At 37.6% G+C, this 14,300-nt stretch carries 14 protein-coding genes; 6 read left to right on the top strand and 8 right to left on the bottom strand.

Going from position 1 to position 14,300, the window contains the following annotated elements; genetic code table 11:
• Nucleotides 1-33 precede the first annotated feature (33 nt).
• On the top strand, nt 34-1,080 hold the full coding sequence (trpD, locus tag VB691_RS12365; RefSeq protein WP_323291805.1) for an anthranilate phosphoribosyltransferase: 1,047 nt from the start codon (nt 34-36) through the stop codon (nt 1,078-1,080).
• Between the two features lie 157 nt (nt 1,081-1,237).
• Here the strand turns inward: trpD and VB691_RS12370 are convergent, their stop codons facing one another.
• Nucleotides 1,238-1,921: a hypothetical protein gene (locus VB691_RS12370; RefSeq protein ID WP_323291806.1), complete on the bottom strand. Its 684-nt coding sequence runs from the start codon at nt 1,919-1,921 to the stop codon at nt 1,238-1,240.
• Between the two features lie 159 nt (nt 1,922-2,080).
• Here VB691_RS12370 and mnmA point away from each other — a divergent pair, with 159 nt between their 5' ends.
• A complete protein-coding gene (gene mnmA, locus VB691_RS12375; RefSeq protein WP_323291807.1) occupies nt 2,081-3,139 on the top strand; it encodes a tRNA 2-thiouridine(34) synthase MnmA in 1,059 nt (352 codons plus the stop codon).
• 215 nt (nt 3,140-3,354) lie between these two features.
• On the opposite strand, the gene VB691_RS12380 is transcribed toward mnmA, so the two are convergent.
• Nucleotides 3,355-3,867: a hypothetical protein gene (locus VB691_RS12380; RefSeq protein WP_323291808.1), complete on the bottom strand. Its 513-nt coding sequence runs from the start codon at nt 3,865-3,867 to the stop codon at nt 3,355-3,357.
• A 365-nt stretch (nt 3,868-4,232) separates the two neighbouring features.
• Here VB691_RS12380 and VB691_RS12385 point away from each other — a divergent pair, with 365 nt between their 5' ends.
• Entirely contained in the window at nt 4,233-4,382 is a 150-nt protein-coding gene (locus VB691_RS12385; protein WP_323291809.1) for a hypothetical protein, read from the top strand.
• Nucleotides 4,383-4,426: 44 nt separating this feature from the next.
• Here VB691_RS12385 and VB691_RS12390 read toward each other — a convergent pair whose 3' ends face one another.
• On the bottom strand, nt 4,427-4,786 hold the full coding sequence (locus tag VB691_RS12390; RefSeq protein ID WP_323291810.1) for a hypothetical protein: 360 nt from the start codon (nt 4,784-4,786) through the stop codon (nt 4,427-4,429).
• Entirely contained in the window at nt 4,783-5,046 is a 264-nt protein-coding gene (locus VB691_RS12395) for a hypothetical protein (RefSeq protein WP_323291811.1), read from the bottom strand. The genes VB691_RS12390 and VB691_RS12395 overlap by 4 nt, the downstream gene beginning before the upstream one ends.
• Nucleotides 5,047-5,371: 325 nt before the next feature.
• On the opposite strand from VB691_RS12395, the gene VB691_RS12400 reads away from it, so the two are divergent.
• Together VB691_RS12400 and VB691_RS12405 are read left to right on the top strand one after the other, a co-directional pair.
• Nucleotides 5,372-7,255 carry a CHAT domain-containing tetratricopeptide repeat protein gene (locus VB691_RS12400; protein ID WP_323291812.1) on the top strand — a complete coding sequence of 628 codons (1,884 nt, stop codon included), beginning with the start codon at nt 5,372-5,374 and terminating at the stop codon, nt 7,253-7,255.
• A complete protein-coding gene (locus tag VB691_RS12405; RefSeq protein WP_323291813.1) occupies nt 7,252-7,542 on the top strand; it encodes a hypothetical protein in 291 nt (96 codons plus the stop codon). The genes VB691_RS12400 and VB691_RS12405 overlap by 4 nt, the downstream gene beginning before the upstream one ends.
• A 6-nt stretch (nt 7,543-7,548) precedes the next feature.
• Here the strand turns inward: VB691_RS12405 and VB691_RS12410 are convergent, their stop codons facing one another.
• Nucleotides 7,549-7,761, bottom strand: coding sequence for a DUF4327 family protein (locus VB691_RS12410; RefSeq protein WP_323291955.1), 213 nt, complete (start codon nt 7,759-7,761; stop codon nt 7,549-7,551).
• Between the two features lie 343 nt (nt 7,762-8,104).
• On the opposite strand from VB691_RS12410, the gene VB691_RS12415 reads away from it, so the two are divergent.
• On the top strand, nt 8,105-10,363 hold the full coding sequence (locus VB691_RS12415) for an NADP-dependent malic enzyme (protein ID WP_323291814.1): 2,259 nt from the start codon (nt 8,105-8,107) through the stop codon (nt 10,361-10,363).
• A 96-nt stretch (nt 10,364-10,459) separates the two neighbouring features.
• Here VB691_RS12415 and VB691_RS12420 read toward each other — a convergent pair whose 3' ends face one another.
• The 3 genes from VB691_RS12420 to VB691_RS12430 form a co-directional block, all read right to left on the bottom strand.
• Nucleotides 10,460-11,317 carry a polysaccharide deacetylase family protein gene (locus VB691_RS12420; RefSeq protein WP_323291815.1) on the bottom strand — a complete coding sequence of 286 codons (858 nt, stop codon included), beginning with the start codon at nt 11,315-11,317 and terminating at the stop codon, nt 10,460-10,462.
• A 73-nt stretch (nt 11,318-11,390) separates the two neighbouring features.
• On the bottom strand, nt 11,391-12,446 hold the full coding sequence (locus VB691_RS12425; RefSeq protein WP_323291816.1) for an acyltransferase: 1,056 nt from the start codon (nt 12,444-12,446) through the stop codon (nt 11,391-11,393).
• Between the two features lie 164 nt (nt 12,447-12,610).
• The gene (locus VB691_RS12430) at nt 12,611-14,176 is read right to left on the bottom strand and encodes an NAD(P)H-quinone oxidoreductase subunit N (protein ID WP_323291817.1); all 1,566 of its coding nucleotides are present in this window, start codon (nt 14,174-14,176) and stop codon (nt 12,611-12,613) included.
• Nucleotides 14,177-14,300: the final 124 nt, after the last annotated feature.

Here is a 14,300-nt window from a genome sequence, read left to right on the forward strand (position 1 = left end):
ATAAAACTAGATCACTTATCTTTATAAACTATTGTGACTCAAGACTTTTCAAACCTCTGGCCCGAGCTACTACAACAACTGCTTAACCAACAGTCCTTATCCCAACCTCAAGCCTCTCAACTGATGCAAGGATGGTTAGAGGAAGACATTCCCCCTGTGCTATCTGGGGCTATTTTAGCAGCAATTCAAGCCAAAGGGGTATCTGCTGACGAATTAGCCGGAATGGCTCAAGTCTTGCAAAAACAGTCCCTACCAGAAACTCCTATTAATCATACTCAACCAGTCATTGACACCTGTGGAACCGGAGGGGACGGAGCATCTACCTTTAATATATCAACTGCCGTCGCCTTTGTCGCTGCTGCTGCCGGGTTAAAAGTCGCCAAACATGGCAACCGTTCCGCATCTAGTAAAGTTGGCTCAGCCGATGTGTTAGAATATTTAGGAGTCAAACTATCAGCAACCCCCGAAAAGGTAGCAGATGCTTTAAAAGAAGTTGGTATTACTTTTTTATTTGCTCCTGGTTGGCATCCGGCCATGAAGCACGTGGCTCCTTTAAGAAAAACGTTAAAAATTCGCACTATTTTTAATTTATTAGGCCCTTTAGTTAACCCATTACGTCCCACTGGTCAAATTATTGGGGTTTATTCTCCTCAGTTTTTAAGTCCTATGGCCCAAGCTTTAAATCAATTAGGAATTACCCAAGCAATGGTATTATATGGACGGGAAAAATTAGATGAAGCAGGGTTAGGGGATATCACAGATTTAGCCTTATTAAAAGATGGCAAAGTGAGATTAGGTGAAATTAACCCTTCAGTATTAGGATTAACTGCCGCACCGCTAACCGCTTTAAAAGGAGGAAATGTCGAAGAAAATGCCACAATTCTTACTAATGTTTTACAGGGAAAAGGCACTCAAGCACAAGAAGATGCAGTGGCTTTAAATGCTTCTTTAGCCCTTCAAGTGGGAAATTATATCTCTTGGGAAGACCATAAAAAAGGTGTTAAAACTGCTAAGGAAATTCTCAAAAGTGGGGCAGCTTGGGAAAAATTAACCAGCTTAGTTACATTTTTGAATAATTAATTTATCAAAAGATTGTAGGGGTATTTTGTGGGGATTTAACACTGTTAAATCCTTTTATTTACATCTCATGCAAGTCTATCATATCAAATATAAGAAGATCAGGACATAACAGTGTTATGTCCCTACGCAATGGGTAGATTCAGAATAATTCTAACAATTAAGGTTTAGTTTGTACCAATAAAGACCGTTTTTCACCCCGATAAACTGGAACAATATTGGCGGTTAACCCTTGTTTTTGTAAAGCTTGAACCCGTTGTTGAGCTTGCTGAGAATTTTGGAACATTCCCGCATGAATAACCCCTTCACTTTGGCGAATAAATGCCATTGGTTCTATCATTTTAACTTGAGACAATAATAAGTCTTGATTACCGACAACTTCAACCCGATAAAAACTAGGATTTTCATTAGATTGAGAAGTTTGGGGAACAGGTTGAATATTAGTTGAAACAGGTTCCACATTTAAAACAGTAGGAATGGTTTCAGTTTCAGTTTCAGAAATATTCTCAGCAGGAAGGGTTTGGGGTGCTTGAAAAGTATATTCTCGTATTGGTTGGGACGCTTTTGGTGCAACTGGACTTACTTCAATAGGCGTAATTACCTCATTTTTCGGCGCAACTGGAGGCCTTTCAACGGGCGCAGGTGTCACACTTTTGGGCAATGGAGGGGGTGGTAACTGACGGCCAGAGCTACTTTGCGCCGAACTAACAGAAGCAGAACCCACGATTAAAACCACACTAGACGCACAACCTAACCAAGTGGAAAATTTTCTTAAGCTTCCTGGGAACAAGGCTTGGCTACCAGGAGTCAAGTTAATTAAGGCACGGATTTGAGTAAGAATCATCAGATTTAGACCTTTGTTAAACATCCTCACACCTTTGACACCAGGAATTTTCCCTGAGTCATCAGGTCGATCACACACTTACGCACTATTGTAATATTGAAAATGTTAGCCTAGGTAGAGTAAACGGTTAATTTTTTGCTTTTTAAGAAACCTTTAACAATGAACAAGGTCGTCGTTGGTTTGTCCGGTGGGGTTGATAGTTCCGTCGCTGCTGCGAGTTTACACCATCAAGGTTGTGAAGTAATTGGGTTAACCCTTTGGTTAATGAAAGGGAAGGGACAATGCTGCTCCGAGGGAATGGTAGATGCGGCGTTTATTTGCGAACAATTGGGCATTCCTCATCATATCGTGGATACTAGAGACTTATTTCAAGCCAATATTATCGATTATTTGGTGTCAGGGTATGAGTCGGGTATTACCCCCCTGCCTTGTTCTCAGTGTAATAGTGCGGTCAAATTTGGCCCCATGTTAGCTTATGCTAAACAAGAGTTAAACTGCGATCGCATTGCTACGGGTCATTATGCCCGTATTCGCTATGATGATCAGACACAACTTTATCAATTATTAAGGGCTGTCGATCGCAATAAAGATCAATCCTATTTTTTATACGATCTTTCTCAAGATATTTTAGCGGGAACGCTCTTTCCTTTGGGGGAACAAACCAAGGAAGAAACCCGACGCATTGCCGCAGAATTTGCTCTTAAAACTGCCAGTAAACCGGAAAGCCAAGATTTATGTCTAATTGAAGCTCACGGCTCTATGGCGGCGTTTCTTGACCAATATATTAACCAAAAAGAGGGGGATATTGTTGACCTCGATGGTAAAGTATTAGGGAAACACCAAGGCATTCATCATTACACTATTGGTCAACGGAAAGGGTTAGGAGTTGCTGCCCCAGAGCCTTTGTATGTGGTAAAACTAGATGCGGTGATGAATCGGGTTATTGTGGGAAACCGTGCTAATGCTGGTCGTTCTGATTGTACTGTAGGGCGAATGAATTGGGTTTCTATGGTTGAACCTGTTTCTCCTATTCAAGTACAGGTACAAGTGCGTTATCGTTCCCCTGCTGTTTCAGTGACAGTAATTCCTATTGAAGATCATCGCCTAAAATTAGTGTTTGATGAGCCTCAATTTGGTATTACTCCAGGCCAAGCAGCCGTTTTATATGATGGGGAAATTGTACTCGGTGGCGGCATTATTGAACAATTTAAAAATTAAAAATTGTCAGGGCAACATTAAGTAGGCACAGGAAATTAATTACCCAAAATTTCGTAGGGGCGGGTTTTTACCAAAGATTGATGATTCTGACCAGAATGTTGGATAAACCCGCCCTGCTGCCTTGTCAGTCAAGCCTATGTGTAATTAATTTTGTTTAAGCACTTAAACATTTTTAGGGCAACATTAAACATTTTGAGGGCGCAAGCATTGCGCCCCTACTGCTTGACAGAAGGGGCAATAATCATCATTTGATCGCCGCTTCCGCTTTCATAAATGACTAAAATAGGGGGACGAAGGTTGCGATCTTGGGCAATTTTTTCTTGTGATAAAGCAGGGAAAATGTACACCGATCCTTTACCATCTAATAATAGTCTCCATACCCTTTGTTTGCTGGAGTCGCTATAATCTTGAGGGAGCAAATTTTTATAGCCTTCGAGATCGCCAATAATGCGAAAATTATTGGGGTTGCTAAAGAGATCATCTAATTTTCTTCCCAAGGGAGCATTATTTTCGGGACTGATAAAGGTAATAGTAGGAAGGGTTGAGGTTTCATTAATTGCATCAATTTTAGCATCATCATCTCCTTGCCATTGAGCTAAAATGAATAAAACGGCTAAAACCCACAAAATGATCACAATTTCATCAACGAGGGAACGAAGAAAGCGAATAGAATTAAATTGTCTCCCATTGAAACTGATCGGTATTCTACGAATAAGTTCTAAAATCAATTTATGAATAACTTGGAGGGTTGACAGAACGAAAATTATGATTAAAATAAAAGCAATAAATGTCCTAAATATTGCCCAAAAGTTGCCAAAAAAGACTTGGAATGCTGCTATATAAAATGATTCAATGGGTAATTCTAGACTGGCAACATCTAGGCGAAAAAAGCTAAAATATGCCCAACGATATGTCCATCCTGTAAAATACAGTAGGGGTTTGGATTCCTGCTAGTGATACAGTTGTTTGTCAAGAAAGTTATCGAAATTGTCGCAAGTTTCGGGGAACAGATCGGACAACAAAAGGACAACAAACCTGGCCAAATATTCCTTTAAATGCCTTTGATTTAGCCCAAGGGGCAAAAACGGCTTTCTTGAAACTTCAAGGCATTTTAAACAATGAAGATTGGCAAGATTTAATCGATCAATCTAATGATATTGTTTATATTCTTGACAAAATTGATATGCAAGAATCAGGCAAAAAAATGACCATAAAAGCCACACCTGTTGATCGGAAAAAGTAAGCTGTAAGGTGGGCATTGCCCACCCTAGGTTTAACAACTGATATTTAAACAAAAATGGTGGAATCAGATAATTTTTGCTGTAATTGTTGAGCCAATTCTACAGAAAGCTGTTGAGTTAAATAAGGATTAGCTAATTCATAAATAATATTTATTAAAAAATCCTCATCATTTTCTTCGTAACCAATGTCTTCCCTCGATTCAATTCCATTGGCCCAATTTTCTATGTCATTTACGGAGAGTTCATCAGCAAGATATCGATTAAGAATCTGAATAATATGCTGTCTTTTTAAAATAATTAATTCTTGCTCAAAATCCCACTTAAATGTGTTTAGAGAGGGAAGAATTTTAGATAAGGGTTGATTAAAATTGATTAAGGCATTGAGTAATTCTAGTCTAGTCATCATGGATATTTTTGCTTGATATGAACGATACTACCATCAGGAGCATAAGTGGTTTTTGTATAAAAAAGAGTTATTCCCTCTGAATCAATTTGTTTTTCATAAGTTGCATAGGAATTAGGAATATTTCGGGCAGGGACATCAGCTTGAAAAGCTTTGCCACCATTAGGAAGATTATAAATCCTTACAGCAGTTGCATTTTTCGGTAGGCGTTTTTGAAAGCGGGAAAGATTAGCAATTTGTTCAGCATTTAAGGAGATTGACATATAATATCTTTAAAATTAACACAAACCTCTCTCCTCATCAATTGTAGGGGCATGGCATCAAGAAATATTGCTACTCATCCAAAATCATTATATTCCCGCCATGCCCAACCTATTATGGCATCAAGAAATATTGCTACTTATCCAAAATAATTATATTCTCGCCATGCCCAACTTTTAAATATCCCATTCTGAAAAATGAAAATTTCCCTATTCTCTGTTAATGCTGAGGCTAAAGCTTGGTATGCTAAAGTTTGGGCAAGGCAATATAAAGATTTCGTTAGTAGGCCTAATATTCTGATGCCTTGCCCCTACAATCATCAAAAAAATGCGACTTCCTACATTCTCTACTCTCCTAACCCTAACTCTCTCCTTAACTCCCCTAACTATTCCTTTGATGGTACAAAGCAGTTGGGGACAGGAAACTGTTGAGACGGATATTGAAACACTGCCACAACAAGCGATACAACAAGCAACACAAGGCAAACCCTTGGAGTCGATAGAAACCTTTAAACAGTTGCTAACCATTGCGCGACAAGAGAAAAACAGGGAGTTAGAAGCGTTTTCGCTGTTGGGGTTAGGGTTTAATTACAATAATATTGGCAAGCCACAGCCAGCTTTAGAACAGTATAATCAGGCATTAGTTATTTTTCGGGATATTAAAGATCGCTCTGGGGAAGCTACTACTCTCAATAATATTGGGGCAGTTTACGACAACATTGGTAAGCCCACAGAAGCCATTAACGCATTAGAAGCAGCAGTTACCATCACACTTGATATCCGACGGGGGTTAAAGGATAATGATCGAGAGGCTTACCTAGCAGCAGAAGGAGGGACAGCAGTTGCCCTCGTTAACTTACTTATTGACCAAAACCAAGCCCAAACAGCCTATCAATGGGCAAACTTAGCCACTACCTTTGAACTTGCTGACTATACCCGTCTCATTAATGCTGCGGATAAAGTCAACAACCCTGACGCAAAAAAAGCAGTCCAAGACTGGAATAAACAAAAGCAAACCGTAGAAACCCTGCGACAACGACTACAACAAAATTTTTCTGAAACTCTAGCGCAACAGTTGCAACAGGAGGTAGCTAAGGTTAACCGACTCGCTGAAACCCTATCGGAAAAATACCCAGAAGTCGCTGAGTTGTTTGAAACCACCCCAGAAGACATCACCCGCTTACAGAAGACTATTCCTGCTGGTACAGTAGTTATTCAACCAGTTTTACTGAACAATAATATTGCTTTATTTGTCCTCACTGCTAACACCTTAACCGTTAAGAAAGTCCCCATTAACCCCCAAGACTTTGAGCAACTGATTGAAGACTATCGCGCCATTTTAAGTAACCGTTTTGCTACTGGTTGGCGCAGTAAAGGAGGAGAATTATATGATTTATTGATTCGTCCCATTGAAGCAGAAATCAAGCAACTTTCTCCTGAAAAAATTGCGATCATCGCCACCGAAAAACTCCGTTATATTCCCTTTGAAACCCTATATGATGTCACTAACCAACAATATTTACTCGAACAATATCCCATTCATTATTACACCCGTTTAAGTGTTAATTCTATCGCCTTACAAGAAAATAAACCCCCAAGCAACCCCAAAGTTTTAGCATTAGGAAACCCCAAACCAAGGGAACCCTATAACTTACCAGAGTCCGAAAATGAAGTTAATGGCATCCTTAATATTTTCCCTAATAGTGAAGTTTATACCCAAAAAGATGCCACCTTAAGCAACTTTAAATTAAACGCCTCTCGCTTCTCCTTTATCCATTTAGCAACTCATGGCTGTTTTGATCAAGAAGTTTGTTGTCTTCCTAACTGCGAGGAACCAAATCATGTTACATTAGAAACCAATACCCTACTATTTGCTGATCAAAACTTCAATCTTGCTGATGCTAATGAACTCGGTTTATCCAATACTGAATTAATCATTATTAGTGCTTGTAAAACTGCCTTAAGACAAAACTCCACCGGACAAGAAATCAGTGGTATGGCCTATATATTAGAAAGAGTTGGTGCAAAAGCAGTCATGGCCAGTTTATGGGTTGTTGACGATAATTATACCAAAGAAATTATGCTAGAATTTTATAGAAATCTGAATCAAGGGATGAATAAAACTGAGGCATTACGACAAGCAAAACTAAGTTACAAAGATAATCATCCCGTTTTTTGGTCGCCTTTTATCTTAATCGGAAGTGGAAAATGAACGTAAATACTAATGAACCATTATTATTGGCACACAGTGAACATTTTCATCAGGAAAACAAGTCAAACCATACAGAGATCCAAGAGTCTCACTATGAAAAAATAGATACAATAACCCCTGGCCAAAATTTAACAAAACAGGCCCCATCTCCTCCCATTGTTATTAAAATGGACGCTCAAAGTCAAGCCCAAACTAATAATGTTTGGGGACTTGGGGAAGGTATTTTTGTCCTATTAGTGATCTTCCCCTTACTGTTATCTTCCCTGAAAAAAATCATTCATCGCTGAACAATTTTAGTCCGTTGCCCACTCTTGGGTCGGAATTAAATCACCAATACAATCTCTAAGTAAGAAATCATGTCTTTCTAACTCCATTTCAATGCAAGACCATTCCCCGGAAGGTAGGTATTGACAAAGGGTATAAATTCGCTGTTTGCGATCAACTTTCCCTTGCTGCACTAGCTGACGAGCTTCTTCTTGAATGTCTTCGATAGAATAGCGTGTCATTTGAAGCATGATTCAGTCTCTCCTTAAGTCTCAACTCAATAACTCTAAATGTTTTGGTTAAAATTTCGATTAAATTCGCTTTTTGGGCTAGGTAAGTCAATAAATACGGAAAGCCAGTCGGTTTCTTTCACCAACTTTACTTAGGATTAAGTCTAGATCCCCCTATTTATATTGTAGTCATTGTAACATTTTTTTATTTCCAGAAAGATTAAGAATTAATAAAGAGAATGTTAAATTTTAGTTTAAGATTGCGTTTGTCAAAAAAATATTAAATCTTGTTTCCTAAATTCCTCAATAATTGAGCTAATTAGTTATAATCGTAGTCTTCTTTGGAGAAAATAACATGGCTTCTCTGCCTGAAGACGCGCTTGAGTATCATCGTTCTGGTCGCCCTGGTAAAATAGAAGTTAACGCGACTAAAGCCTTCATTACCCAGAGGGATCTTTCCTTAGCTTATACTCCTGGAGTAGCGGAACCCTGTCGTCAAATCTATCAAGATCCAGAACGTGCTTATGATTATACCATAAAAGGAAACTTAGTGGCAGTTGCGACGAATGGAACGGCTGTTTTAGGGTTAGGAAATATTGGCCCCTTAGCTGGAAAACCCGTAATGGAGGGGAAAGCTGTCCTTTTTAAACGCTTTGCTGATATTGATGTTTTTGACTTAGAAATTAACGCAACTGATCCCGATCAATTTATTTCTACAATTAAAAGTTTAGAGCCAACTTTTGGTGGTATTAATTTAGAAGATATTAAAGCACCGGATAGCTTTTATATTGAAGAAACGTTAAAAAAACAGATGAAAATTCCGGTATTTCATGACGATCAACATGGAACCGCAATTATTACGGGTGCTGCTTTATTAAATGCCTTAAAAGTTGCTGAAAAACCGATTGAAACTGTTAAAATTGTCTACTGTGGGGCCGGGGCCGCTGCGATCGCCTGTGCCAAACTTCATGTCACATTAGGAATTAACCCCAACAATTTAATTATGTGTGACAGAAAAGGGGTAATTTATGAGGGGAGAAAAGAAGATATGAACCCCTATAAAGCATTATTTGCTTCCCCAACAAAAGCCAGAACTCTTGAAGAAGCCCTAGAGGGAGCAGATGTGTTTATTGGACTCTCAGTAAAAGGTGCTTTATCAGTTTCCATGTTGCAGTCAATGGCTAAAAATCCCATTGTTTTCGCCTTAGCAAATCCCGATCCTGAAATTGAATATAATACAGCAATTAATACTCGTTCTGATGTAATTTTAGCGACAGGAAGATCAGATTATCCTAACCAAGTTAATAACGTTTTAGGATTTCCCTTTATCTTTCGAGGTGCTTTAGATGTACGGGCCACAGATATTAATGAAGCCATGAAAATTGCGGCTGTTAATGCTTTGGTTAAGCTATCTCAAGAAGATGTTCCCCATACTGTTTTACGCGCTTATGGACTAGAAACCCTTTCTTTTGGACGAACTTACTTAATTCCTAAACCATTTGATCATCGGGTATTATTTTGGGTTGCTCCTGCGGTTGCACAAGCAGCAATAGAGACAGGAGTTGCCAGAAAAATGCTTGACTTAGATACTTATAAAGAGTCCCTAGAGCAGCGAATGGGGATGTCGAGGGAAATTATTCGCCATAGCATTCAAAAGGCAAAAACAAACCCCAAACGTATTGTTTTTCCTGAAGGCGATCATCCTAAAATTTTGAGTGCTTGTCAAATTTTAATTGAAGAAGGTATTGCCCATCCTATTTTAATTGGTTCTCAAACAAAAATCCAGCAAAAAATTGCAGAATTAGGCTTAAATTTACCAGATATCCTAATTATTGATCCAGCCACATCTCCCAACCTAGAAGCTTATACTCAAGAGTTATTTAAACTGCGTCAACGCAAAGGAATAACCCTAAATCAAGCGAAACAAAGCATTTTAAATCACAATATTTTTAGTTTATTAATGCTACATTTAGGGGACGCAGATGGGTTTGTTGCGGGGGTGAGTCAAGCTTATCCTGACACAATTCGTTCTGCATTACAAATTATTGGGACAAAACCGGATGTAAATCATGCTTCTGGGGTGTATTTGATGTTATTTAAACATCATGTTTATTTCTTTGCTGATACCACCGTAAATATTGAACCTTCAGCAGAAACTTTAGCAGATATTGCCATTGAAAGTGCAACCTTAGCAAAAAGATTAGATATTATTCCTCGCATTGCGATGCTTTCTTTTTCTAATTTTGGCAGTGTTAAACACCCTATTTGCGATCGCGTGAGACAAGCAGTTAAATTAGTAAAAACGAGACAACCTGATTTAATAATTGATGGAGAAATGCAAGCAGATACAGCAGTTAATCCTATTTTAGTCAAAGAACATTATCCTTTTAGTGAAATTAAAGGAAATGCTAATATTCTCATCTTTCCTGATTTACAATCGGGAAATATTGCCTATAAATTACTTCATGAATTAGGAGGTGCAGAAGCCATTGGCCCTATTTTACTAGGAATGAGGAAATCTGTCCATATTCTGCAAAGAGGGTGTCAAATTAATACTATTGTTAATATGGCAGCAATTGCTGTTTTAGATGCTCAAGAATTAAATACTTATTAACCGATAAATTAACATGAAAATTAACAATCTGTAGGGGTAATTCATGAATTAACCCTAGACAAAAAACGATTCATAAATAGATTGCATAACTCCCAATTAATTGACAATTTTAGCTAATTTAAACAATGTTTCTGGACTATCATTATGAGACACTCCAATACGAGGAATTCTCATTTTATTAGGCATAAAAAGGAAGTTTCTTAGTCTACTATTATAACCATATCCTGATAAATAATATTTTGCTGTTTCGGTTTCCACTTGTTGATCTAACTGATTATAAGGGTAAGCAAAATGAATGGCAATTGTATCATTTTGGAGTAAATCTGCTGTACAGGTTTTAAGGATTTTTTGTGACTCTATTAATTCTGTTGTTAATACTTTCTTCTCTAACCCTTTTAATGTTTGATGGGTTAAACCATGAGATTGAATATCATAAAATCCTTGGTTTATTCCTTCTCTAAGATCATCACAATTCAGATATTTAACTTTACCTCTTGATTCTGATTCTTCCATAAATTTAGGATTAATAAATAAAACCACTTTTAGGGGAATATTATATTTTTTTTCTAGCTTTTTTAATAAAGGAATAAGATAAACATTCAAACTTTTATAACCATCATCAAAAGTCAATAAAATTGGCTTACTATTTTGTTTATCAGAGGGAATAGGTTGAGATTTTATGATAAAATAATCATAGAGTTCTTGAGAAGATAAAAACCAGTAATTATCTTGAATTAACTGGTCTAATAAAATTTCAAGATCTTGTATAGTATAATCTAAATAGTTAGCTCGTGAAGGCCATTTTTTGGGTTCTTCTCTATCAATTATTCCATGAAAAGCAAAAACAGGAACTCGAAACGTTATTTGTTGAATAATAACAAAAACAATGAGAATAATAATTACTACTATTAAGACACTTTGAATCAGATATTTTCGACCTTTAAGTAACTTCATTGTATTTGCAATCAATTTCAGTATGTGGTAGTCATGAAATGTATAAGAAGTTCGTAGTAAAGGCTTTAGCCTTTTATTTAAGCCAACGATTAACAATAGGTTGTAGTTTGATTTCTACTAGATAAGAAAGACCAAAAATCAAGATAAACTTTAAAAGATAATCTAGCCATATATTCGGAATATAGTGAGATAATTTTAACTGAGTTAAGATAGGATAATGGAAGATATACAGTCCATAAGAAATTGGTGCCACCTTAATGAATAATCCGAAAGTAGTATCAAAATAACGGAGTTTATATTGATACCAAATCAACCCAATTACTATTGCAATAAAAGCAATAGAAAAATGTCTAAAATTAAGAAAAGGATAATAACCAAGCTTAATTTGACTCACAAACATCACTGGAATAAAACTAATAAGAGACATCAAAAATAAACAAATTAAAATAGGTTTAACTGTACGAAAAGTAAAGCGTTTAGTTCTCAAATAAACTTCCGCTGCCTCTAAACCACACCACCAAATAATAAAATAAGCTAAATATAAAGAAATGGGATTTGGATATATAATATAGATAAAATAGGAGAGAAAGGAAACACTAAAAACCCAATAAATGCGATGAGGTAGTTTAAACAAAGCCGTTTTAAACAAGATAAAAAATAGCATATAAAACCACCATTCATAGGATAAACTCCAGAGGGGATAGTTAGCTAAAAATGGTTTAACAATAATTCCAGGTTTCCCTGAAAAATCCTGTAACATGAATAAATTTCCTAGGAGTTGATTTCCTGAAAACTCACGCCAAAACTCTTGATTTAAAATGGCCAAGATACAGGAGAGAATAATGGCAATTAAAAACGGAAAATAAATGCGTCGAAACCTTCTAATAAAATAGTAACCAAAACTCATGTCTGGTTTACGATAAACCGAGGTATAAATGACAAAACCACTGAGGAGAAAAAATAAAATAACTGCTTCTTGTCCAAAGGAGAAAAAGAGAGTTTTAATCTTTTCTGGAATAAAGTTACTCGTATGAGAAACATGATATATAATGACATATATAGCAGCAAAACCACGAATATCGTCTAGTTTTTTAAGATGGGTTTTTGGGGTTGATATCGGTTGATTCACTTTTGTCTATGCTAAAAATAAATAATTTATGAAATAATTATAAACGATCTGAGGTAATAATTACTTGACTTAGGGTAAATAATCTTCATTCAGTAAATCTTCTAATTAATTGGTGAAATTCATATCATAATGAATCAGGTGGGCAATGCCCACCCTACGGAGAATTATTGGTTAAGTGTGATCGGTGGTATTTCCGCTTGAGAAATACGAGTATTGATGATTGATGATTGTAAAATCGGGGTACTTGTTACCGAATCATTAGCTAAAGTAAACAGAGGATTCGATAAAATTCCCGCTAAAGATGTAGCAATAACTGATAAAACTAATCCCACTTGTAAAGGACGCATTCCCGGCAAATCCCAGCGAATTTCGGGATAGTTTTTGACAGCATCAGACATCTCATGAGGTTCTTTAACCACCATCATTTTTACCACCCGAATATAGTAGTAAATCGACACCACACTGGTGACTAAAGCTAATAAAACCAGCCCATAAAGTTCTGCTTGCCAACCGGCCCAAAACAGATAAATTTTGCCGAAAAATCCAGCCAGGGGAGGAATACCACCCAAAGAAAGTAAACAGAGACTTAAACCCAAAGTTAACAGAGGATCTTTTTGATAAAGTCCTGCATACTCACTAATTTGATCCGTTCCTGTTCGTAAAGAAAAGAGAATTACGCCACTAAAAGCACCCAAGTTCATGAACAGGTAAATTAACAAATAGAAGATCATGCTAGAGTATCCTGCATCCGTTCCAGCCGTTAACCCAATCATCACAAACCCTGCTTGGCCAATGGAAGAATAGGCCAACATCCGCTTCATACTGGTTTGGGCCAAAGCCACCACATTACCCAGTACCATACTCAGGATAGCCAAAGCAGTGAAGATCAAATGCCATTCATCCACAATAGACGCAAAGGCAGTCACTAACAAACGAATGGCCAGGGCAAACCCTGCGGCTTTTGAACCGACTGAAAGAAAGGCCACTACAGGGGTCGGGGAACCTTCATAAACATCCGGTGTCCATTGGTGGAAAGGAACCGCCGAAATTTTGAAAGCGATACCCGCAATGACAAATACTAAGGAGATCGCCAGTCCTAAAGATTTTACCCCGTCAGCAGTGACCAGGTTAGTAGAAATCTCACTTAAGATAGTTTCTCCTCCAGATAACCCATAAAGCAAAGAGGTTCCATAGAGGAAAATAGCGGAACTAGAAGCCCCAATTAAGAGATATTTTAAAGCCGCTTCATTGGAACGGGGGTCACGCTTCATATATCCCGTCATTAAGTATGAGGAGATACTTAACATTTCCAAGGAGATGAAGATCATCACTAATTCATTGGCCCCACAGAGGAACATGGCCCCCAAGGTGGCCGTTAACAGAATAGCGATGAATTCTGCTAGAGATGTCCCCGTTTGTTCGACGTAACGGACAGACATCAAGATAGTGACAAGGGTAGATAAGGCTACAATGGCCCGAAAAATGATACTGAGGTTATCCCCATTAAAAGACCCTAGGAAACCGATGGTAGAAGGGGTGTCCCAAGCGGTATAAAGGGCGAAAAGTGCAGCGAGTAAACCAGCGATCGCGGCGTAGGGTAGCCAAGTTCTGGTATTTCGTCCCCCAATGAGATCGGCAATGAGAATGAACATTAGGGTGATGATAACAATTCCTTCGGGCAGAATTGTCCCTGCATTCAATTGACTGGCAATGTTACTAGAAAAATCCATAGAGTTTTAGAAACAGAGTTTTCGCAAAAAAGACACCATTACGTTAAGCATAAGAGACGGCATCTAGGTTTGATGCGATCAGCGTCCTCTTGAATGATAATAGACAGATGCAAATTCTCGCTAG

Source organism: Crocosphaera sp. XPORK-15E, assembly GCF_034931425.1.
Lineage (GTDB): Bacteria > Cyanobacteriota > Cyanobacteriia > Cyanobacteriales > Microcystaceae > UHCC-0190.